General features: G+C 69.0%; 18 protein-coding genes. 6 read left to right on the top strand and 12 right to left on the bottom strand.

The window, feature by feature from the left end:
• Positions 1–10: 10 nt before the first annotated feature.
• The 3 genes from AC3A6Y_RS14150 to AC3A6Y_RS14140 are packed head-to-tail and all read right to left on the bottom strand — an operon-like array spanning position 11 to position 2,505.
• Complete coding sequence (locus tag AC3A6Y_RS14150; RefSeq protein ID WP_487868852.1) at positions 11–988, bottom strand: VWA domain-containing protein; 978 nt, start codon at positions 986–988, stop codon at positions 11–13.
• A gap of 28 nt (positions 989–1,016) precedes the next feature.
• A complete protein-coding gene (locus tag AC3A6Y_RS14145; RefSeq protein WP_487868851.1) occupies positions 1,017–1,982 on the bottom strand; it encodes a protein kinase family protein in 966 nt (321 codons plus the stop codon).
• 31 nt (positions 1,983–2,013) lie between these two features.
• A complete protein-coding gene (locus AC3A6Y_RS14140) occupies positions 2,014–2,505 on the bottom strand; it encodes a thermonuclease family protein (protein WP_487868850.1) in 492 nt (163 codons plus the stop codon).
• A 181-nt stretch (positions 2,506–2,686) separates the two neighbouring features.
• On the opposite strand from AC3A6Y_RS14140, the gene AC3A6Y_RS14135 reads away from it, so the two are divergent.
• Entirely contained in the window at positions 2,687–3,328 is a 642-nt protein-coding gene (locus tag AC3A6Y_RS14135; RefSeq protein WP_487868849.1) for a hypothetical protein, read from the top strand.
• A gap of 23 nt (positions 3,329–3,351) precedes the next feature.
• Here AC3A6Y_RS14135 and AC3A6Y_RS14130 read toward each other — a convergent pair whose 3' ends face one another.
• Positions 3,352–4,083 (bottom strand): oxygen-binding di-iron domain-containing protein, encoded by a 732-nt coding sequence (locus AC3A6Y_RS14130; protein ID WP_487868848.1) that lies wholly within the window; start codon positions 4,081–4,083, stop codon positions 3,352–3,354.
• Positions 4,084–4,404: 321 nt separating this feature from the next.
• Between AC3A6Y_RS14130 and AC3A6Y_RS14125 the strand changes: the two genes are divergently transcribed.
• Positions 4,405–5,523 carry a protein kinase domain-containing protein gene (locus AC3A6Y_RS14125; RefSeq protein WP_487868847.1) on the top strand — a complete coding sequence of 373 codons (1,119 nt, stop codon included), beginning with the start codon at positions 4,405–4,407 and terminating at the stop codon, positions 5,521–5,523.
• A 330-nt stretch (positions 5,524–5,853) separates the two neighbouring features.
• On the opposite strand, the gene AC3A6Y_RS14120 is transcribed toward AC3A6Y_RS14125, so the two are convergent.
• Genes AC3A6Y_RS14120 through AC3A6Y_RS14095 form a run of 6 tightly spaced genes read right to left on the bottom strand, consistent with a single transcriptional unit; the run spans position 5,854 to position 13,569 of the window.
• A complete protein-coding gene (locus AC3A6Y_RS14120; RefSeq protein ID WP_487868846.1) occupies positions 5,854–7,377 on the bottom strand; it encodes a TolC family outer membrane protein in 1,524 nt (507 codons plus the stop codon).
• A 22-nt stretch (positions 7,378–7,399) separates the two neighbouring features.
• Complete coding sequence (locus tag AC3A6Y_RS14115; RefSeq protein WP_487868845.1) at positions 7,400–7,738, bottom strand: rhodanese-like domain-containing protein; 339 nt, start codon at positions 7,736–7,738, stop codon at positions 7,400–7,402.
• Between the two features lie 11 nt (positions 7,739–7,749).
• On the bottom strand, positions 7,750–8,433 hold the full coding sequence (locus tag AC3A6Y_RS14110) for a protein-L-isoaspartate O-methyltransferase family protein (protein WP_487868844.1): 684 nt from the start codon (positions 8,431–8,433) through the stop codon (positions 7,750–7,752).
• Between the two features lie 52 nt (positions 8,434–8,485).
• On the bottom strand, positions 8,486–11,731 hold the full coding sequence (locus AC3A6Y_RS14105; RefSeq protein WP_487868843.1) for an efflux RND transporter permease subunit: 3,246 nt from the start codon (positions 11,729–11,731) through the stop codon (positions 8,486–8,488).
• A 12-nt stretch (positions 11,732–11,743) separates the two neighbouring features.
• Entirely contained in the window at positions 11,744–12,895 is a 1,152-nt protein-coding gene (locus AC3A6Y_RS14100; protein WP_487868842.1) for an efflux RND transporter periplasmic adaptor subunit, read from the bottom strand.
• Positions 12,892–13,569 (bottom strand): TetR/AcrR family transcriptional regulator, encoded by a 678-nt coding sequence (locus AC3A6Y_RS14095; protein WP_487868841.1) that lies wholly within the window; start codon positions 13,567–13,569, stop codon positions 12,892–12,894. The genes AC3A6Y_RS14100 and AC3A6Y_RS14095 overlap by 4 nt, the downstream gene beginning before the upstream one ends.
• A 106-nt stretch (positions 13,570–13,675) precedes the next feature.
• Here AC3A6Y_RS14095 and msrA point away from each other — a divergent pair, with 106 nt between their 5' ends.
• From msrA to AC3A6Y_RS14080, 3 genes are all read left to right on the top strand, one after another.
• The gene (gene msrA / locus AC3A6Y_RS14090; RefSeq protein ID WP_487868840.1) at positions 13,676–14,230 is read left to right on the top strand and encodes a peptide-methionine (S)-S-oxide reductase MsrA; all 555 of its coding nucleotides are present in this window, start codon (positions 13,676–13,678) and stop codon (positions 14,228–14,230) included.
• 20 nt (positions 14,231–14,250) lie between these two features.
• Positions 14,251–14,634: a hypothetical protein gene (locus AC3A6Y_RS14085; RefSeq protein WP_487868839.1), complete on the top strand. Its 384-nt coding sequence runs from the start codon at positions 14,251–14,253 to the stop codon at positions 14,632–14,634.
• A gap of 78 nt (positions 14,635–14,712) precedes the next feature.
• On the top strand, positions 14,713–16,818 hold the full coding sequence (locus tag AC3A6Y_RS14080; protein ID WP_487868838.1) for a TonB-dependent receptor: 2,106 nt from the start codon (positions 14,713–14,715) through the stop codon (positions 16,816–16,818).
• Between the two features lie 30 nt (positions 16,819–16,848).
• On the opposite strand, the gene AC3A6Y_RS14075 is transcribed toward AC3A6Y_RS14080, so the two are convergent.
• Positions 16,849–17,859, bottom strand: a complete 1,011-nt coding sequence (locus tag AC3A6Y_RS14075; RefSeq protein WP_487868837.1) for an aldo/keto reductase — start codon at positions 17,857–17,859, stop codon at positions 16,849–16,851.
• Positions 17,860–17,978: 119 nt separating this feature from the next.
• On the opposite strand from AC3A6Y_RS14075, the gene AC3A6Y_RS14070 reads away from it, so the two are divergent.
• Positions 17,979–18,926, top strand: a complete 948-nt coding sequence (locus AC3A6Y_RS14070) for an AEC family transporter (protein WP_487868836.1) — start codon at positions 17,979–17,981, stop codon at positions 18,924–18,926.
• 10 nt (positions 18,927–18,936) lie between these two features.
• Here the strand turns inward: AC3A6Y_RS14070 and pdxH are convergent, their stop codons facing one another.
• The gene (gene pdxH / locus AC3A6Y_RS14065) at positions 18,937–19,593 is read right to left on the bottom strand and encodes a pyridoxamine 5'-phosphate oxidase (RefSeq protein WP_487868835.1); all 657 of its coding nucleotides are present in this window, start codon (positions 19,591–19,593) and stop codon (positions 18,937–18,939) included.
• Positions 19,594–19,595 lie beyond the last annotated feature (2 nt).

The following is a 19,595-nucleotide window of genomic DNA, read 5'->3' as shown; positions in this document are numbered from 1 at the left end:
CCGGCTCGGGTCAACCGAACAGCCGCTTCCACCAGGAGCTGCGCGCCGTGCCCGGGCCGTTGGCGCCGGTGTGTACGCGCCGCGGCGCGTTCGGGTCGAGCAGCGCGGCATAGCCTTCGAGCGCATGGGCGACCGCGTTGACGCGCTCTTGCGGCATGCCGTGCGCGCCCATCACCCGGGCAAGGCCATCGAGGCCCGGCACCGCCTTCTCGGTCAGCTCCACGATGCCGGCTGCGACCGCGCAGGCATCGTCGGGCGAATCCATGCAGATCACGTGGTCGCCCAGCAGCTCGCGCCAGCGCGGCTCGCAGTTGCGCCGGCGCTGGGCATCGGGAATCAGGAAGAACAGGTGGCAGGTCTCGGCCGCCGCCGCGATCGCCTCCTCGATCGGGATGTCCTCGTCCAGCTTCTCGCCGATGAGCGCCTCGACCTGGTGGCGGGAGACGGCCGGGTAGGGCAGCTCGTCGCCGGTCACGAACAGGTAGCCGCGCTTGCCGCGCTTGACCCAGCAGTCGAGGTCGGTGTGCTGCGCGATCACGTAGAAGGCGAGCTCGTAGCTTTCCGAGCCGCTGCCGCCGCCTCCGCCTTCCAGGAAGCTCCAGGTGAGCCACTGGTCCATCAGCTCGGCGGTGCTCTCGTACTGGCCCACCTGCAGCGGCGCCTGGTCGGAGGTCGCGTCGCCGATGGCCATGAACAGCAGCTGCGGATCGGCCACGCCACAGTCCGTCAGCAGCTTCATGAAGGTGGGCAGCTCGCGCCGCGCCAGCGTCTGCGGGATGTCGCCCATCGAGCCGGTGACGTCGAGCGCGAAGGCGATGCCCAGCGAATTCGGATGGTCGGCGTTGTCGCGCGACTCTCGCACCCGAAGGCCATGCGGGTTCATCAGCGCATGCGTCGCGCTCTGCCTGAAGACCTCGGCGCCGGAGCGCGTCGCGCGGTCCGCCACGAGCGCCGCGTGCGCGGCATGCGAGTAGTTTCCGTAACCCATGCTGTCCTCGTTCTCCTGGTGAAGCGGTTCAGGCGACCGGCGGCGCCGGGTCGAAATGGACGAACTGCGGCGCGCCGAAGGATTCGCGCGCCGCCGCCGACAGGGCGGTCTCGACCCCGCGTGCGCCCAGGCGCTCGCAGGCGCGTGCGTCCTCGCTGCATTCGCGCAGCACGGCGGCGAGCGGCGCCGGGGTGTGCGTGCCGAATCCGGGTGCATCGCCGGCGGGGCCGTGCAGCAGGGCCCGGATCGTCCACGCCGACTGCATCAGGTCGCGCGCGGCCGCGGCCGTGCCCGCATGCTGCCGCGCGCGCGACCAGCCGACGATCAGCACGCCATGGTCGCGCGGATGCACCAGCGCATGCTCGGGCGCGAGTGCGCCGTGCGTCCAGCCGGCCTCGTGCACGAAGGCCAGCACGTCCAGCATGCGGCGCCAGATCCAGACCGCATGGCGCGGATCGATGCCTTGGGCGTTGGCCTCCCGCACGGCTTGGAGGCTTCCCCAGAAGCCGGTGGGGTGGCGCAGCGCCAGCGCCTGACGGGCTTCCGCCCCCCATCCCTCGGCAAGGCCGATGCCGAGCGGCTGCGGCAGGCGCCGCGTGAAGTAGGCCGCACCCGGGATCGCGAGCGATTGCAGGGCCGCGAGCGCCGTGGCCTCGCACGCCAGCGCATCGGCGCCTTGGGTCGTGCGCGCCAGCTTCAGCGTGACGCGTTCCGGCAGGGCGCCGAGCCGCTCGGCCAGCAGCACGTCGGCATGCTCCCCGGCGCCCAGGGTGGCCAGCACGCGATGGCGCGCGCCTCGCCATTGCAGCAGGCGACCGGCGCCGTCGTACGCCTGCGCGCGCTGCAGCGCCGCGCGAAAGCGCTCGCGCGCCACCGTCTGCTCGCCGCGCACGACGGTGGCGCCGCACCATTCGCAGTTCACCGTCCGCCAGCGTGCTGCCCGCGGCAGCGGTGCCGAGCATTGGGGGCAGGTCAGGGCGAGCACTGCGGGCATGGGGGTCGAAGCCTATCCGATGCCGTGCGATTCAGCGAGCACGCGGATGCGCGGCGCGCCAGTTCCAGGGCGGCACGGGATGCCGATCGGCCCACAGGCCGGTGCGCTTGCCCCTGGCCTCCAATTCGGCGAAGGCGTACTGGCCGCGGTCGGTGGGGCTCTGTTCGTCGGCATGGGCGCGCGACCACCAGGCCATGCCCATGGTGAGCATCGCGAGGCCGGCGTCCAGCGTCTTCGCGCAGTGCGCCTCGGTGCAGGAGTTCGGGGCCACCTTCACCCGGCAGACGCGGCGGTGGTAGCGGTCCACGCCGTCCTCGCAGTCCAGGCGCGCGGTCTTGCGGTAGGCGATCTGCGACAGCGCCTGTTTGGCGCGCCGGCCGAAGGGCTGGTTCAGCTCGGGCGCGTCGATGGCATGCAGCCGCACGGTGAGCTGGCGAAAGGCGCCGGCTTCGCCGCAGCGAAGCTTGAGGGTGTCGCCGTCGCTGATGGCGACGACCAGGCAGAAGAGGGCGGCGGAAAGCATGAAGCCAAAGCGCTCGATGCTAGCGTGCCATGCACCCGGTTCGAGAACGCCTGGCGCAAGGCTCGCGGCCGACGGCCGGCCCCTGTGGCGCCGACGCCCCGGCGTGCGAAAAGTCGCTTGGGAAAGTAACTATTTGTGTGTTTCAATCGGCGGCGGAGTTGAGGACCCGTCGAGGACATCCATGAAAAGACTGCTGAGCATCTTCTGCATCGCCGCCCTGGCGGCCGGCTGCGCAACCCGCCCCAACCAAGGCCCCGGTTCCGGTTCCGGTGCCGACTACGTTCCTGCCGTGCAGGCACCCGGCGACGCGGCCGCCTACGAGCATGACTTGGCCCGCTGCCGCGCTTCCGCCGCCAGCATTCCCTTCCGCGCCAGCCAGCATGACGATGCGCTCGTCGTGCTCGACGCCGGCGTGGTCGGCGTGGGCTGGATGGCCGGCATCCCGACGCTGAGCGGTGTCGCCGTGGTCGGTGGCCTCTATGCCTTTCAGAAGGCGGTCTACACGCCCGAGCGCCGCGTCTGGCATTCCAGGCAGGAAACCTCCATGCTCAACTGCCTGGCGCAGAAGGGCTACGTCAACACCGACCCCAGCGTGCGCGTGACCTGGGTGCCCCCCGGCCAGCGCGCCGCCGAGCCCGCGCTGCGCAGCACCGGTCGCGACACCTACAGCGCCGAGCAGTTCGCCAAGGCCCGCCGCTGCAGCGTGCTGCCCATGGCCACCCTGGTCGACAAGGGGCCCGGCTACGAGCGCCACAGCATCCCATGCAGCAATGGCCAGACCTTGGCCGTGCGCTGCGAGTTCGGGAACTGCCGCGCGGGTTAGGTCTTCCTGGGTTCAAGCAGGGCTCAGCGCGCAGCCGACAGCGCGTTCGAGAGCTCGCCGAGCAGCGATGCGCCGTCCCCCTGCCAGGCACTGCCGTGCATGCACGCGAGCGTGCGCGGTGCCTGCTGCGCAAGCCGGGCCAGCATGGCGGCGGTCTGCGGCGCATGCGCGTAGTAGTCCATCTGATGCCGGAATGCTTCGCTGGGCCCGAGGATGTCGGTATCGACCAGCGCCTTCTCGCTGTTGCCCGGCTGCGTGAAAAGGTCGCCGCAGAAGAAGGTGCGCGTCTGCGTCTCCATCATCAATCCGCACTCCCAGCCGTGCGGAAGATGGGGCGTGTCGAACCAGCGCACCGTGTGGCTGCCGAGCACGAGGTCCTCGCGGTCGGCGAGCGTTCGGGGCGGGCGGTCGGCCATGTCGGCGATCGAGAGCATGCCGGCGAGGCTGCCGCACAGCGGCACGGCCTGCGGCGCAGCCGCAAGGAACAGGTTCAAGGCGCCGCACTCGTCCGCCTCCACATGGGACAGTCCGACGTAGCGCAGGCGCTCGAGGGGCATCACGCTCGCGATGGCCCGGCTCACCAACGGGAAAAGCTGCCGCGGCCCGGAATGGAACAGGAGCGGCTCCTCATCGATCACCAGGTACTGGTTGAAGCTGAAGAGCTGGCCGTCGGGCAGCGGCACCGGCGTGTTGATGCGGAAGATGCCGTCCGCGATTTCCTGCACGTTGGTGCCCGCCTGTGGGTCGGTGGTCATGCGTGTCTCCTGCGCTGTGGAGCACCGACGGAGTCGCCGGGGCGCTTACCTTACTCCGATGTGGCATTCGGCGGCAATCGCAGGCGTATGCAGAAGAGCGGCTCGTCGTGTCGGCGGCAGGATCACGAGCGGCTGTGCCGATGCCCATGGGCTGGGCGGCAGGATCACCCGGCCACGGCATCGTATGCGCCGCTCTTTGTGACAGACTATTTCTCGTCTGTCATCTCGCTGTGGCGGAACCGCGCCCCCGCGCCTGCTACTTACTAGGTACTACATCACGAGGGGGTGATTGTGAGGATGGTTGGAGCCACGTTGGGGCGCTTGGGTATTTTCGGTCGCGAAGCCGGTCAGCTGCTCAAGGAAGTTTTCGGTAGCGGGCAGCAGGACGGGTCAGCCACTGCACAATCCGATGAACAGTTCAACCTCTCGCTGGCCAGGCCGTTGGCGGGAGAAGGATTCTGGATCGACTTTCAAGAGTCCCGGCTGGCGTGCTGGAAGACTGACAGTCAAGTGAAAGCAGATCATCCCCTTGGCCCTTCGATTGGAGACAGGGATTCGGCCAAATCAATGATGGACTGCATCGCTGCCGGCGCCAACGGATACTGCACCAGCAACACTATGCACGGGGACACCCGCGTTGTGGTCAAGCGCACATTCATGCTGGAGGACGGCCAGTTGCAGGATCCCTTGGGATTGTGGAAAGAGACTCGGGTGTTGAGTGCCGTCGCACAACGTCCCGATTCATCAGCAAAAGATCATCTGCCGAAGTATTGTGGTTCAGGGCTTACCGATGCCGGTGAACCGTACATGCTCATGGAGCATATCGATGGAAGAAGTCTCGAGTCGGCTCTGAGCGACGACGCGAGAATGGACTACGTTCGGATTGGCATCGGCATCACCTCCGCCCTCGAGATACTGAACGAATTGAACGTTATTCATCAGGACATCAAACCGGACAACATCCTCGTCAGGCCTGACGGCGAGGCCGTGGTCATTGATTTTGGCACAGCGTCTGGGCAACGAGGCATTGCTGCCTACAGTCCGATTTTCAAAAAGGAGCAATTGGTCCCTGATGGCAACCAGGCCTATCACGCGCCGGAATATGAAAACCCTGGGCTCGCGAATTCCATCTCACCGAAGAGCGATGTCTGGAGCGTCGGCCTCGTCATGCTCAGAGCTGTCACGGGATCCTCCGATTTCCTCTCCGCGCTGATCGACGCGAAATGCAGGACCCCGCAGGAGTATCAGGCAGCGCTGGAGTCGACGCTCGAAGTTACCGGAGTGATTGCGGAATCCCGCGGCGCTGAAGTGCCGGAGGGATTTCTCGCGGCCATCAGCGCAATGCTCGAATTCCATCCTGACCAGCGCCCAAGCGCCGCCGAAGCGGCGCTACTTCTCAAGGCCCTTGCTTTAGAGGACTGCCAGATGGCCGGCGCCTAGGAGGCTGCGCGGCAGAAGGGTCTGACTCCCTCTCCCCGCTTGCGGAGAGTGGGTTAGGGTGAGCGGCCGCGGCATGCGAGGGCCTGGGGCCCGTGCTTGTACGCAGGGGACGGCAGCTCGGTTGAGTGTCTGAGCTACCGAGCTACCTGCCCCTACTCATTGCCTGCGCCTCACCATTGCGGGAGCCTTGTCGAGCCTTGCAGGTCCGTCCGGGGCACCACCCTCACCCCAGACCCTTTCCCGCGAGCGGGAGAGGGAGTCGAAAACCGTCTTAAACGCAGACTCTCAGTGGCGGATTCCGCCTCAATAAGCGGAGGGGCCTCACGGGGCCTACCGCGTCGGCGGCAGGATCACCGGCGGCGGAGGCGGCGAGGGCATCACCGGGGGTGGCGGCGTGAAGGGCGGCACCGGCACCGGCGGCACCACCGGGATCGTCGTCGGCGCGCCGGGCGGGCGCGTGCCCGGTACCGGCTGCGAGGCCGGCGGCTGCGGCGGCGTCACGGTCATGTCCACCGCAGGCCGGCCGTCGGTGGCCAGCGTGCCGTTGATGGCGCGCAGGTCGTCCGGCGTCAGCGTGCCGTTGGCCTGGCGCAGCTTCAGGTTGCCCAGCAGCACGTTGTAGCGCGCCACCGCCAGGTCTCGCTTGGTCTGGTAGAGCTGGCTCTGCGAGTTGAGCACGTCGATGTTGATGCGCACACCCACCTGGTAGCCCAGGCGGTTGGCGTCGAGCGCGCTTTGGCTGGAAGCCTCCGCTGCCTCGAGGGCCTTCACCTGGCCGGCGCCGGAGACCAGGCCCAGATAGGCGGCGCGCGTGGCCTGGGTGACGCTGCGGCGCGTCGATTCGAGCACCGAGCGGGACTGCTCCTCCAACGCCAGCGTTTCCTTCACCCGGTTCTCGATCGCGTAGCCTGCGAACAGCGGCATGCTGAAGGTCACGCCGATGGTCGCGGCATTGATGCGCGACTTGGTCGTGGTGGTGCTGGTGCCATGCGGGTTGTTGCTGACGTTGTAGCCCAGGTTGGCGTCGAGGGTGGGCTTGTGGCCGGCCTGCGCCTTCTCGACTTCGAGCGAGGCCACGTCGAGCCCGAGCCGCGCCTGGCGGATCGAAGGATGCACGTTTTCGGCCTGCGCCACCCAGGCGTTCATGTCGGCCGGCGCCACCTCGGGCAGCTGCACCGGCGCGGCCAGCGGCACCGGCACGCTGCCGGGACGGCCGACCAACTGGTCGAGCGCGATCTTCTTGACCTGCAGGTCGTTCTCGGCCGCGATCTCCTGCGACACCACCAGGTCGAAGCGAGCCTGCGCCTCGCGCGTGTCGGTGATGGTCGAGGTGCCGACCTCGAAGTTGCGCTTGGCCGCGGCCAGCTGCTCGGCCACCGCCGCCTTCTGCGCGCGCACCAGCGACAGCGTGTCCTGCGCGGCCAGCACGTCGAAGTAGGCTTGGCTCACGCGCACCACCAGGTCCTGGTCGGCGATGGTGAGCACCGCCTGCGCGATGTCGACCTGCCGCTTGCCCTGCTCGTAGGTGGCCCAGTTCGCAGGGCGGTAGAGCGGCTGGGTCGCATTGATGCCCGCGGTCTGGGTGTTGAAGCCGCGTGAGGTGTCGCCGAGCGGGGTGTTCACGTCCAGCTCGGTGCGCGACGCGCCGGCCGACAGCCCGACGCTGGGCAGGATGCCGGCCCTGGCCTGGGCGGCGCGCGCCAGGCTGGCGTCGTACTGTGCCCGGGCGGCCTGGTAGGTCGCGTCGTAACCGCGAGCCGAGTCGTAGAGATCGATCAGGCTCTGGCCGTGCGCCGGCAGTGCGATCGCGGCGACGATGGCCGCCGTGAGGGGGAGAAGCCGGGGTACGGGCATTGAGGGTCCTTGATCTGCGGGATCAGTAGCGTGGAACGGAGGGGTCGTGCTGCGTCGACCAGGCGTCGATGCCGCCGGCGACGTTCGCCACTTCGGCAAAACCGTTCTGGGCGAGGAAGGCGGCCACGCGCTGGCTGCGCGCGCCGTGGTGGCACAGGCATGCGATGCGCTGCGCCGGATCGAGCTCCGCGAGGCGCGCGGGGATCTCGTTCATCGGAATGGCGACCAGCGTGAAGCCTTGCGGCGTGACGCTCGCGGTCTGCCGTTCCCAGGGCTCGCGCACGTCGAGCAGCACCGGCGGTGCGGATGCGTCGAGCGCGAACCAGTCGGCCAGCCGGCCCGGGGGAACCTGGTCGATCATGGGGGCCTGCCCTAAAACGCGAAGCGCGAAGGCGCCGGAAAGTTGAGCAGGCGCGGCGCGACCGTGTCCCAGGGTTGCACGATGTCCCACTTGCCTTCGCCCACGCGGGTGACGAAATGGGCGCGCATCATCGGCTCGTCGCCCACGATGGCGGCGAGGCGGCCGCCCATCTTGAGCGAGCCCATCAGGCCCTGCGGCAGACGTGCGACGGAGCCGCTGAGCACGATCACGTCGAAGGTCGGGCCGCTGGGCAGCGGGACCGCGCCGTCGGCCTGGCGCACCTCGACGTTGTTCACGCCGTTGCGCCTCAGGTTCTCGGCCGCCACCGCCGCGAGGCCGGGGTCGATCTCCAGCGTCAGCACCTGCGCGGCGCGGTGCGCCAGCAGGGCGGCCATGAAGCCGGAGCCGCTGCCGATTTCGAGCACCGTCTCGTGCTTCTGGACGTGCAGGTCCTGCAGCATGCGGGCCTCGACCTTGGGCGAGAGCATGCACTGGCCGGGCTCCTTGCGGGTGGCGCCTTCCAGCGGAATTTCCATGTCGAAGAAGGCCAGGCTGCGGTGCGCCTTGGGCACGTAGTCCTCGCGCCGGATCTGCGCGAGCAGGTCCAGGATATCGAGGTCCAGCACGTCCCAGGGACGGATCTGCTGTTCGATCATGTTGAAGCGCAGGCGCTCCAGGTCATGGGTGGCGTTCATGGGCGTTTTCCTCGTGCCTGTCGGTTGTGTGTGGGGGGTGTGGGGGTCGGGTTCAAGACAAACTTTCGATTCTAGGGGCCGGGCTTTTCATGTCCGCGTCCGTGTCCGCACGCCGGGCCGGCTTCTTTTCGCCGCGCCAGATGCGCCTCGCCCATTGGGCGAGATCGTCCATGTAGCAATAGACGACCGGCACCACCACCAGCGTCAGCAGCGAGGAGGTGATCACCCCGCCGATCACGGCCTGGCCCATGGGCGCGCGCTGCTCCGAGCCCTCGCTGAGCGCGAAGGCCAGCGGCACCATGCCGAAGATCATGGCGAGCGTGGTCATGAGGATGGGACGCAGCCGCACGCGCGCGGCCAGCAGCAAGGCCTCGGCGCGCGGCAGGCCGGGCGCGGTGCTGCCGTCGGCGGCAAGCACGGGCGCGCGGGCGCGGATCGCGAAGTCCACCAGCAGGATCGCGTTCTTGGTCACCAGGCCCATCAGCATCACGATGCCGATGATCGAGAACATCGACAGCGTGGAGCCGAACATCATCAGCGCCAGCACCACGCCGATCAGCGTGAGCGGCAGCGCCGTCATCAACGCCAGCGGCTGCAGGAAGCTCTTGAACTGGCTGGCCAGGATCATGTAGATGAAGATGATCGCCAGCGCCAGCGCCGACACCGCATAGCCGAAGGACTCCTGCATGTTCTTGGTCGAGCCGCTGAACTGCCAGCCGTAGCCCGGCGGGAAGGCGATGCCGGCCAGCGCCTTGCGGATGTCGGCCGAGACCTCGCCCGCGGAGCGGTTGGCGACGTTGGCGTTGATGCTGACCTCCCGCGCCAGCGCGCGCCGGTTGATCTGGTTGGGCCCGGTGGCCTCGCGCACCTCGGCCACCTGCTGCAGGCGCACGATGCGGCTGGAGCCGTCGGCGTTGGCGCCCATGGCCGTGCTGACGAAGGGCAGGCGCGCCAGGTCGGCCGGCGAGTTGCGCACCTCGGGCGCGAGGCGCACGTTGACGTCGTAGGTCTGGTCGTCCGGCGCGCGCCAGTTGCCCACCGTGGTGCCGGCCACCAGCGTGCGCAGGGCGGCGGCGATGGGAGCCACGCCCAGGCCCAGGTCGGAGGCGGCGTCGCGCCGCAGCACCACGTTCACGGTCGGCTTGTTCGGCTTCTGGCTGGAGTCGAGGTCGACCAGGCCGGGGATGGGACGAATGGCCTCCATCACCCGCTGCGTGAGCCGCTCCAGCTCCTGAAGGTCGGGGCCCTGCAGCGAGAACTCGATCTGCTTGTTGCCGCCCACCGAGTCGCGCAAGCCGACGTGGGTGACGGTGATGCCGGGCACGGTGCGCAGCCGCTCGCGCAGCACCGTCGACATCTGGTCCACGCTGCGGCTGCGATCCTTGCGGTCGACCAGTCGCACGTAGATGCTCGCGTAGATCTTGCCCTGCGCGTCGCCGGTGTTGATGGTGGCGAGGGTGTAGCGCACCTCGGGCATCTCGCGCAGGATGCCTTCGACCTGGCGCGCCTTGGCCTCGGTCACCTCCAGCGAGGAGCCGACCGGGGTGTGGAAACTGATGGTGGTTTCGGAGTAGTCGGCCTTGGGCACGAACTCGGTGCCCAGCAGGGGGACCATCGTCACGCTGAGAACGAAGATGCCCACGGCCGCGAGCACGGTCGCGAGCCGGTGCGCGAGCGACCAGCGCAGGATCGACTGGTAGCCCTCGCCGAGGCGATCGGTCGCGCGGTCGAACCAGCCGGTCACGCGGCCGATGCTCTTGTCGTAGAGGCCCGCCTTGCGTTGCCCGTGCTGCCCCTGCGCGTGGATCGAAGGGTCGTGCCACACGCTCGACAGCATCGGGTCCAGCGTGAAGCTCACGAACATCGAGATCAGCACCGCGGCCACGATGGTGATGCCGAACTCGTGAAAGAACTTGCCGATGATGCCTTCCATGAAGCCGATGGGCAGGAACACCGCGACGATCGACAGCGTTGTCGCCAGCACGGCCAGCCCGATTTCCTGCGTGCCGTCGAGCGCGGCGGGGTAGGGCGCCTTGCCCATCTGCACGTGGCGCACGATGTTCTCGCGCACCACGATGGCGTCGTCGATCAGCAAACCCACGCACAGCGACAGCGCCATCAGCGTCACCATGTTGATGGTGAAGCCGAACATGGCCATGAACCAGAAGGTGCCGATCAGCGCAATGGGCAGCGTGAGCCCGGTGATCACCGTCGAGCGCCACGAGTTGAGGAAAAGGAACACGATCAGCACCGTGAGCAGCGCTCCCTCGATCAGCGTCTTGCGCACGTTGTCGACCGCGACGCGGATCGGCCGCGAGGCGTCGCCGATGGGCTCCAGCTTCACGCCCGGCGGCAGCTGCGGGCCGATGTCCGCCAGCGCCTTGCGCAGGCCGTCCACCACCTGGATGGTGTTCTCGTCCTGCGCCTTCTGCACCGACAGCAGCAGCGTGCGCTGGCCGTTGTACAGGGCGAGGCTGTCGATCTCCTGCGCGCCGTCGCTCACCCGCGCCACCTGGTCGATGCGAATCGGCGCGCCGCCCTTGCGCGCGAGGATGATGCGGCCGAAGTCTTCGGGGCGCTCCATGCGCGCGTCGATCTGCACCACCCGCTCCTGCTCGAGCGAGCGCACCGCGCCCACCGGCAGCGCCTGGTTCTCGCTGCGCACCGCCTCCACCACCTGCTGCGCGCTGACGCCGAAGGCTTCCAAGGCCTGCGGGTTGAGGTAGATGTTGATCTCGCGCTTGGTGCCGCCCACCAGCGTGACCGAGCCGACGCCGCGCACGTTCTCCAGGCGCTTCTTCAAGACCTGGTCGGCCCAGTTGGTGAGTTCGACCGCGCTGGGCTGCGCGCCCTTCCCGCCATCGGGCAGCACCGCCACCGACCACACCGGCCGCGACGCCGGATCGAAGCGCAGCACGCGCGGCTCCTTCACTTCGTCGCGGAACAACGGCCGCACCGCCGCCACCTTCTCGCGCACGTCGTCGGCCGCCTTGCGCCCGTCCACGTAGAGCTGGAACTCGATGATCACCACCGACTGGCCCTCGTAACTGCGCGAGGTGAGGGCGTTGATGCCGGCGATGGAATTGACGCCTTCCTCCACCTTCTTGGTCACCTCGCTCTCGACGATCTCGGGCGAGGCGCCGGGGTATTCGGTGATCACCACCACCACCGGGAAGTCGATGTTGGGGAACTGGTCGACCTGCAGCCGCTGGTACGAGAAGATGCCCAGCACCACCAGCGCCAGCATCAGCATGGTCGCGAAGACCGGATTCTTCAGGCTGACGCGCGTGAACCACATGGCAGTGCGGCCTCAGGGGGCCGTGGCCGGCGCGAGGCGCACGGCGGTGCCTTCGCGCAGCGGGCCGACGCTGCCGGCCACCACCAGCGCACCCTCGTCGATGCCCTGGACCGCGACCAGCGTCTGGCCGCCGACCTGGCCGCGCGCGCCGGTCTTGACCTGGCGGTGTGCGATGCGCCCCTCGATCACCATCTGCACATAGGGCGCGGGTTTGTCGATGCGCACCGCCGACAGCGGCAGCGCCAGCGCCTCGGTGCGCCCGACATCCAGCGTGCCCTGTGCGAACAGGCCCTGGCGGAAGCCCTCGCTGCGGTCCAGCCGCAGGTACACCAGGACGCTGCGGCTGCCGGCCTGCGCGCTCGGGTTCACGCGCACCACGCTGGCGCCCACGCTGCGCTCGGCGCCCGAGGGGCCGAGCCCGCCGCTGCCTTCGATCTGCAGCGCCGCGCGCTGGCCCACCCGCACCGCGACCGAGTCGGCCGCGGACAGCGTGGCCTCGACCTCGATGCGGCTCAGGTCCACCACCTCGATCACCCGCGCATCGACCGACACGCGCTCGCCGTTCTGCGCGAGGCGCTGCGCCACCTGGCCGTCGATGGGGCTGGTCAGCACCGTGTCGCTGAGCGACTTGTGCGCCATCTCCACCGCCGCGAGCGCCGCGCGGTGCGTGGAGCGCGCGGCATTGAGGTTCGACTGCGAAGTGTCGAGGGCAGTGCGCGAGATGAAGCCCTGCTCCACCAGCGCCTTGTTGTTGTCGTAGGTGCGCTGCGCGACCTCGGCCTGGGCGCGGGCGCTCTCGGCCTGTTCCTGGGCCTGGCGCACGCGCGAGTGGTATTCGGTGGGCTCGATGCGGGCGATCACCTGGCCGGCCTTCACCGTATCGCCTTCGCGCACCGTGAGGCCCACCAGCTCGCCGGGTACGCGCGCCTTGACCAGTGCCCAGTCGACGGCCCGCAGCGTTCCCGAGACCGCCAGCGTCTGCGCGAGCTCGCGCCTCGCCGCGCGCACCACGTCGGCGGGCGCCAGTTGCACCACCGTCTCGACCGGTGCGCCGGCGGAAGCCGCGGCCTGCTGCGCGCGGCGCGCCTCGAGCGCCCGCAGCACGCCTGCGGCGAGAAGCACCAGGGCCAGCGCCACGGCGGCCCATTTCAAGGCGCGTTTCATGTGCCCGCCTTCGGCGGCATGCTGAGACCGTGCAGCACGGTCTCGGCCTGGATCGCGAGGTATTTCTCGGGGTCGATCTCGGACTGGCCGTCGACGCAGATCATGGCCGAATGCTTCCACAGCATCAAGAAGATCATCGGCGCGATCACGGCGTAGATCGCGTGGTCGACGTCGACCGGTGCGAACTCGCCGCTGTCGATGCCGCGGCGGATGATGCGCCGCAGGAGCGCATGCCCGGGCCGCACCACTTCCCGGCGATAGAACTCGGCGAGTTCGGGGAAGTTGCGGCCCTCGCTCAGCATCAGCTTGGTCAGGCCGGAGGCCTTGGTCGAGCCCACGCGCTCCCACCAGATGCGCATGCAGTAGCGCAGCATGTCGCAGGTGCTGCCCTCGAAGGCCTCGAACTCGGCATTCCACTCGGTGAAGCGGCCGGACAGGTTCTCGACCACCACCGCCTTGAAGAGCTCTTCCTTGCTCGGAAAATAAAGAAACAGCGTGCCCTTGGAGACCCCGGCGCGCGCCGCCACTTCCTCGGCCCGGGTGGCGGCGAAGCCTTTGTCGACGAAGAGGTCCAGCGCGGCTTCCAGCAGCTCTCCGGGGCGCGCCTCCTTGCGGCGCTCGCGCTTGGCGCGCTCGGGCAGAAACTTGTCGCTGATGAAGCGGGAGGCGGGCATCGATTTCTTAATGACTGACGGGTTAGTAATGTAGTGAGCGCGCCTGGGCGCGTCAAGCCGCGACAATGCGGGGTTCGCCAATTTCGAGCGCATCCGGAGAGCTTCCATGTCCACGCCATCACCGAATACCGAGACCATCGTGCTGGGCGGCGGCTGCTTCTGGTGTACGGAAGCGGTCTTCGACCGCGTGCAGGGCGTGCTGGATGTCGAGTCCGGCTACAGCAACGGCGAGACCGTCAAGCCCACCTACGAGCAGGTCTGCACCGGCCGCACCGGCCATGCCGAGGTGGTGAAGCTGGTCTTCGATCCGGCGCAGATCACGCTTCGCGAGATCCTCGAGATCTTCTTCGTGGTGCACGATCCGACCACGCCCAACCGCCAGGGCAACGACGTGGGCACCCAGTACCGCAGCGGCATCTACTACGGCGACGAAGCGCAGAAGCAGGTGGCCGAGGAGGTGATCCGCGAGATCGAGGCGAGCAAGACCTACCGTTCGCCCGTGGTGACCGAGGTCGCGCCGCTGGCCAACTACTCGGCGGCCGAGGCCTACCACCAGGACTATTTCTTGAACAACCCGAACCAGGGCTACTGCGCCTTCGTGGTCGGGCCCAAGGTCGAGAAATTCCAGAAGACCTTCGCCTCCAGGCTCAAGAAGGCCTGAGCCTGCTTACATCCCCGTCCATGCGTCTCGCATCCCGTCCCGCCCAGGCCCGCGCACTGCTGTGCGTGCTGGTCTTCGCGCTGTGGTTCGCAACCACGCTGGGGCTCATGCACCGCACGGTCCATGGCCTCGGGGCGGCGCAGGCCCAGGCGCTCGCGGCCGCCGTCGTCGACGAGGGCGACGAGGACCATGCCGGCCATGGCCTCTCGGCGCTCTTCGGCGCTCACAGCGACGCCGACTGCCGGCTCTACGACCAACTGTCCCATGGTCCGGCCGCGCTCTGCGTGCCGGCCCTGGTGCTGCCGGCCCTGCTGCCGGCCGCCACCTTCCTCTACCTCGAGGGCGAGGCACTCGCCCGCTGGGTCGCGCTCTTCGACGCGCGCGGCCCGCCTCCCGCTCGCTGAATCCGGCTTTTCGACCGAACTGCTGCGCCCGCCTTGCGGGCCGCGGCCGGCCTTTCATCGATTCAACGAGTGTTCAACATGTCATCCCATTTCGCGCGCAATGCCGTCGGCCTTGCCGTTCTTTCCCTCGTGTCCTGCCTTGCCTGGGCGCAAACCGATGGCGCCGCCACGACGAGCGGCGCCGCGCTGCCCGAAGTCACGGTCACCGGCAACCCGCTGGGCGCCGGCGATCTGATCGCGCCCACCACTTCGGTGTCGGGCGAGCAACTCCTGCTGCGCGCCCAGCCCACGCTCGGCGAGACGCTGAACAACCTGCCGGGCGTCAGCAGCACCTACTTCGGGCCCAACGCGAGCCGGCCCACGATCCGTGGCCAGGACGGCGACCGCATCCGCATCCTTCAGAACGGCGGGGCCGCGCCCGATGCCTCGGCGTTGAGCTACGACCACGCGGTGCCGGTCGATGCGCTGGTGACCGAGCGCATCGAGGTGCTGCGCGGGCCCTCGGCCCTGCAGTACGGCGGCAGCGCCGTCGGCGGCGTGGTCAACGTGATCGACAACCGCATTCCCAGCGAGCCGCTGGACGGCTTCGGCGGCCGGGTCGATGCCGGCTATGCCACGGGCAACCGCGAGAAGAGCGGCGGCGTCGTGCTCGAAGGCGGCAACGATCGCTATGCGCTGCATGTCGATGCCTTCAGCCGCGACGCGGACGACACCAGGGTGCCCATCGAGCTCAACTGCGAGAACCCGCGCCGGCCCGGGCTGGCGCGCAAGATCTGCAACTCGGCCAACCGGGCCGACGGTGGCGCGATCGGCGGCACGCTGTTCTTCGACCAGGGCTGGATCGGCGCCTCGGCCAGCACCTACCGCAGCAATTACGGCACGGTGGCCGAAGACGATGTCACCATCGACATGAAGTCCGACCGCTATGCGCTCGAGGGCGAATGGCGGCCGGGCGGCTTCTTCACCAGCATCCACGCCAAGGCCAGCCACACCGACTACCGGCACACCGAGTTCGAAGGCTGGGAGCCCGGGACCACCTTCGCCAACAAGAGCAACGACCTGCGCATCGAGGCGAAGCACCGCAAGATCGGCGGCGTGGAGGGCCTGATCGGCTTCACCAGCGAGACCAACCGCTTCTCGGCGGACGGCGAGGAGGCCTTTGCGCCGCACAGCCGCACGCGCTCGAAGGCCCTGTTCCTGCACGAGGAGCTGGGCACCTCGTGGGGCCGCCTGAGCTTCGGTGCGCGCACCGAGCAGGTCAAGGTGAGGTCCCTCGGTTCGCCCGATCCGGACATCACGCGCTTCGCCGTCGGCGAGCGCGACTTCCATCCGCACAGCGCGGCGCTGGGCGCGCTGGTCGACCTGACGCCGCAGTGGCAGCTCACCTCGAACCTGGCCTACACCGAGCGCGCGCCCAAGGACTACGAGCTCTTCGCCAACGGGCCGCACGTGGCGACGGCGGCGTGGGAGCTGGGCAATCCCGATCTGCAGAAGGAGAAGTCGGTGGGCTTCGACCTCGGGGCGCAATGGAAGTCCGGCGCCAACAACGCGCGCGTCAATGCGTACGTCACGCGCTTTCGCAACTACATCGGGCTCCAGGCCTCGGGCAACGTGCGCGACGACGAGGGCAACATCAACCCGGGCCCGGTGGAAACCGAGGAGGGCCTGGTGTTCCCCGACGTGGTGGACGAGTACGTCTATCGCGGCGTGCGCGCCCGCTTCACCGGGCTCGAAGCCAGCGGCAACCTGCGCTTGCTGGGCACCGACGGCTTCGCCAAGCCGGCCGACGACTCCACGCTGGACCTGCAATGGCGCGGCGACCTGGTGCGCGCGAAAAACACCGACACCGGCGAGCCGCTGCCGCGCATCTCGCCCGCGCGCGTGGGGGCCACGCTGGCCTACGGGAACGGCCCGTGGACGGCGCGGCTGGGGTTCGATGCCTACGCAGCGCAGCGCCGCGTGCCGAGCATCGGGGCCCGCCCGACCGATGCCTTCACCTTGTGGAACGCAGCCATCACCTATCGCATGAAGGTGCAGCGCGCCAACCTCACCTGGTATGCGCGCATCGACAACCTGACGAACAAGCTGGCCTACAGCGCGACCTCGATCCTCACGACCACCGCCTTCCCGGACGCGCCCTTGCCTGGGCGCAGCCTGAAGGTGGGGCTGCGGGCGACCTTCTGATCGAGCGTCGCGGATGGAACGCGCTTCTCTTCAGCGCGGCGCGTCGCCCTTGCGGTACTCGGCGGTCACGTCGTCGAGCCGCTGCTTGAGGGCCGGGTCCAGGGCGTAGCCGGCCGCCGCGATCGTCGCATCGAGCTGCTCCGGCCGGCTCGCGCCCAGCAGCGGCGCCGTGATGAGCGGGTTGGCCATCACCCACGCCACAGCCAGCGTCGCGAGCGGCACGCCCGCCTCGTCGGCCAGCGCGTGCAGCTGCGCGACGGTCGCGAAGCTGCGTTCGTTCCAGTAGCGGTCCTGGTACATCGAGCCGGCCGTGCCGAGCGTGAAGCGCGTGTTGGCCTCCGGCCCGGCGCCGGCCTTGTACTTGCCCGTGAGCAGCCCGCCCGCGAGCGGGTTGTAGGGGATCACGCCCAGGCCTTCCTCGCCGGCCAGCGGCAACAGCTCGCGCTCGATCTCGCGGAACAGGAGGCTGTAGCGCGGCTGCACGCATACCAGGCGCGTGAGCTCGTGCAGCTGCGCAATGCCGATGGCGCGCGCCAGGCGGTAGGCGAGGAAGTTCGACACACCGATGTAGCGCGCGCGGCCCGAGCGAACGATGGTGTCGAGCGCTTCCAGGGTCTCGTCGAGCGGCGTCGTGCGGTCGTCGCTGTGCAGCTGGTAAAGGTCGACGTGGTCGGTCTGCAGGCGCGCGAGCGAGGCATCGATGGCATCGAGCAGGTGCTTGCGCGACGCGCCCTGGTCCCAGGGGTTCGGGCCGACCTTGCCGACCGCCTTGGTCGCGATGACGAAACGCCGGCGCGCGCCGGGGCCCTTCGATTGCAGCCAGCGGCCGATGATCTCCTCGGTGCGGCCGGTGGTCTCGACCGTGCCGCCGAGCGGGTAGACGTCGGCGGTGTCGAGGAAGTTGATGCCGGCCTCGGTCGCCTTGTCGAGGACCTGGAACGAGACCGCCTCGTCGGTCTGCAGGCCGAAGGTCATGGTGCCGAGGGCGAGGCGCGAGACGGTGAGGCCGGTGCGGCCGAGACGCGTGGTGGGAATGCTCATGGATCGGTCCTGAGAGAAAGGACGGGAGGGGAGCGGGCCATCATAGTGAGGCGCGCGGGAACGTGCAGAGCCTGCTGCCGGCCGGGCGTCGCGCAATCCGGCGCCTGTATGCTCGCGCGGTGAATTCATCGGTCCTCTCCTCGCTGGTGCCCGTGGTCCTGCTCATCGGCGCGGGCTTCCTGGCAGGGCGGCGGGGCTGGGTCACCGGCGGCGCCGTGCGCGATCTTTCCAACCTGATCTTCCTGCTGCTCGCGCCCGCGCTGCTCTTCCGCACCATGAGCACGGTGCACGTGGAGCAGCTGAAGCTGGGGCCGGTGGCCGCCTACTTCCTCGCAGCCGGGCTCATCTTCGCGGCCACGCTCGTGGTGCGCGGCTTCAACCGCAGCTCGGCCGTGATCGCGCTGGCCAACACCTTCAGCAACACCGTGATGATCGGCATCCCGCTGATCGGCCTGGCTTTCGGTCCCGAGGGCATGGTGGTGCTGCTGACGCTGATCTCGCTGCATTCGCTGGTGCTGCTGACCAGCGCGACGCTGGTGCTGGAGCTGGCGGTGGCGCGCGAGCAGGCGCGCCAGCCCGGCGGCGAGCGCACGCCGATCCTGCGCACGCTCGGGCGCGCCTTCTACAACGCGATCGTCCATCCGGTGCCGCTGCCGATCATCGCGGGCTTGCTGTTCGCGCAGACAGGCCTCGGCTTGCCCGAGTCCGTCGACAAGCCCATCGCCTGGCTGGGCCAGGCCTTCGGCCCGATCGCGCTGGTGATGGTGGGCATCACGCTGGCGTCCACCCCCATCGGCCATCACTGGCGCCCGGCGCTGGCTCAGGCGCTGATCAAGAACCTCGCGCACCCGGCGCTGGTCGCGCTGCTGGGCTGGCTGCTGGGCCTTCGCGGTCTGCCGCTGCAGGTGATGGTGGTGGCGGCGGCACTGCCGATCGGCGCCAACGTCTTCCTCTTTTCGCAGCGCTACAAGACCGCCGAGGATCTGGTGACGGCGAGCGTGGCGGTGTCGACCGCACTGGCGCTGGTCACGGCGTCGGTCGTGATGGCGCTGGTGGGGGCGCTTTAGCTCCAGCGAGTCAAGGCGCCAACCGCTCGCGCACCCACGCCCCATCCTCGTGCCGGTAGCGCAACCGGTCATGCAGCCGGCTCTTGCGCCCCTGCCAGAACTCCCAGCGGTCGGGCACCAGCCGATAGCCGCCCCAGTGCGGCGGCCGCGGCGGCGAGAGCAGGTACTTGGCGGCGTGGAGAGCCGCGTTCTTCACCAGCACGTCGCGCCCGCTGATCACCTCGCTTTGCGGGCTGGCCCAGGCGCCGACGCGCGAATCGAGGGGGCGGCTGGCGTAGTAGGCATCGCTCTCCGCTTCGTCGACCTTGCCGACGCGGCCCTCGATGCGCACCACGCGCTCGAGCTCGACCCAGTGGAACTGCAGCGCGGCCCAGGGGTTGCCCGCGAGCTCCTGCCCCTTGCGGCTGTCGTAGTTGGTGTACCAGACGATGCCGCGCGCGTCGTAGCCCTTGATCAGCACGATGCGGGTCGAGGGCCGCAGGTCGCCGCCGACGGTGGCCAGCGTCATGGCGTTGGGCTCGGGCAGCTGGGCGTCGATGGCTTCGGCGAGCCAGCGCTCGAACTGAATCAGCGGGTCGGGCGCGCTGCTCGTCTCGTCCAGCTCGGCACGCTCGTAGCTCTTGCGCAGCGCGGCCAGGATTTCGTTGGGGGAACTCATGAGGCGCATTG

This window comes from Variovorax sp. Soil_C_17, from assembly GCF_057657265.1.
Note: the sequence above shows the minus strand (reverse complement) of the source record. Positions and strands in the feature narration are given on the sequence as shown.

What these genes read in the sequence shown, in the direction of transcription:
- AC3A6Y_RS14150 (WP_487868852.1), bottom strand. Translation starts at nt 988, where the DNA reads ATGGGTTACGGAAACTACTCGCATGCCGCGCACGCGGCGCTCGTGGCG.
- AC3A6Y_RS14145 (WP_487868851.1), bottom strand. Translation starts at nt 1,982, where the DNA reads ATGCCCGCAGTGCTCGCCCTGACCTGCCCCCAATGCTCGGCACCGCTG.
- AC3A6Y_RS14140 (WP_487868850.1), bottom strand. Translation starts at nt 2,505, where the DNA reads ATGCTTTCCGCCGCCCTCTTCTGCCTGGTCGTCGCCATCAGCGACGGC.
- AC3A6Y_RS14135 (WP_487868849.1), top strand. Translation starts at nt 2,687, where the DNA reads ATGAAAAGACTGCTGAGCATCTTCTGCATCGCCGCCCTGGCGGCCGGC.
- AC3A6Y_RS14130 (WP_487868848.1), bottom strand. Translation starts at nt 4,083, where the DNA reads ATGACCACCGACCCACAGGCGGGCACCAACGTGCAGGAAATCGCGGAC.
- AC3A6Y_RS14120 (WP_487868846.1), bottom strand. Translation starts at nt 7,377, where the DNA reads ATGCCCGTACCCCGGCTTCTCCCCCTCACGGCGGCCATCGTCGCCGCG.
- AC3A6Y_RS14115 (WP_487868845.1), bottom strand. Translation starts at nt 7,738, where the DNA reads ATGATCGACCAGGTTCCCCCGGGCCGGCTGGCCGACTGGTTCGCGCTC.
- AC3A6Y_RS14110 (WP_487868844.1), bottom strand. Translation starts at nt 8,433, where the DNA reads ATGAACGCCACCCATGACCTGGAGCGCCTGCGCTTCAACATGATCGAA.
- AC3A6Y_RS14105 (WP_487868843.1), bottom strand. Translation starts at nt 11,731, where the DNA reads ATGTGGTTCACGCGCGTCAGCCTGAAGAATCCGGTCTTCGCGACCATG.
- AC3A6Y_RS14100 (WP_487868842.1), bottom strand. Translation starts at nt 12,895, where the DNA reads ATGAAACGCGCCTTGAAATGGGCCGCCGTGGCGCTGGCCCTGGTGCTT.
- AC3A6Y_RS14095 (WP_487868841.1), bottom strand. Translation starts at nt 13,569, where the DNA reads ATGCCCGCCTCCCGCTTCATCAGCGACAAGTTTCTGCCCGAGCGCGCC.
- msrA (WP_487868840.1), top strand. Translation starts at nt 13,676, where the DNA reads ATGTCCACGCCATCACCGAATACCGAGACCATCGTGCTGGGCGGCGGC.
- AC3A6Y_RS14085 (WP_487868839.1), top strand. Translation starts at nt 14,251, where the DNA reads ATGCGTCTCGCATCCCGTCCCGCCCAGGCCCGCGCACTGCTGTGCGTG.
- AC3A6Y_RS14080 (WP_487868838.1), top strand. Translation starts at nt 14,713, where the DNA reads ATGTCATCCCATTTCGCGCGCAATGCCGTCGGCCTTGCCGTTCTTTCC.
- AC3A6Y_RS14075 (WP_487868837.1), bottom strand. Translation starts at nt 17,859, where the DNA reads ATGAGCATTCCCACCACGCGTCTCGGCCGCACCGGCCTCACCGTCTCG.
- pdxH (WP_487868835.1), bottom strand. Translation starts at nt 19,593, where the DNA reads ATGCGCCTCATGAGTTCCCCCAACGAAATCCTGGCCGCGCTGCGCAAG.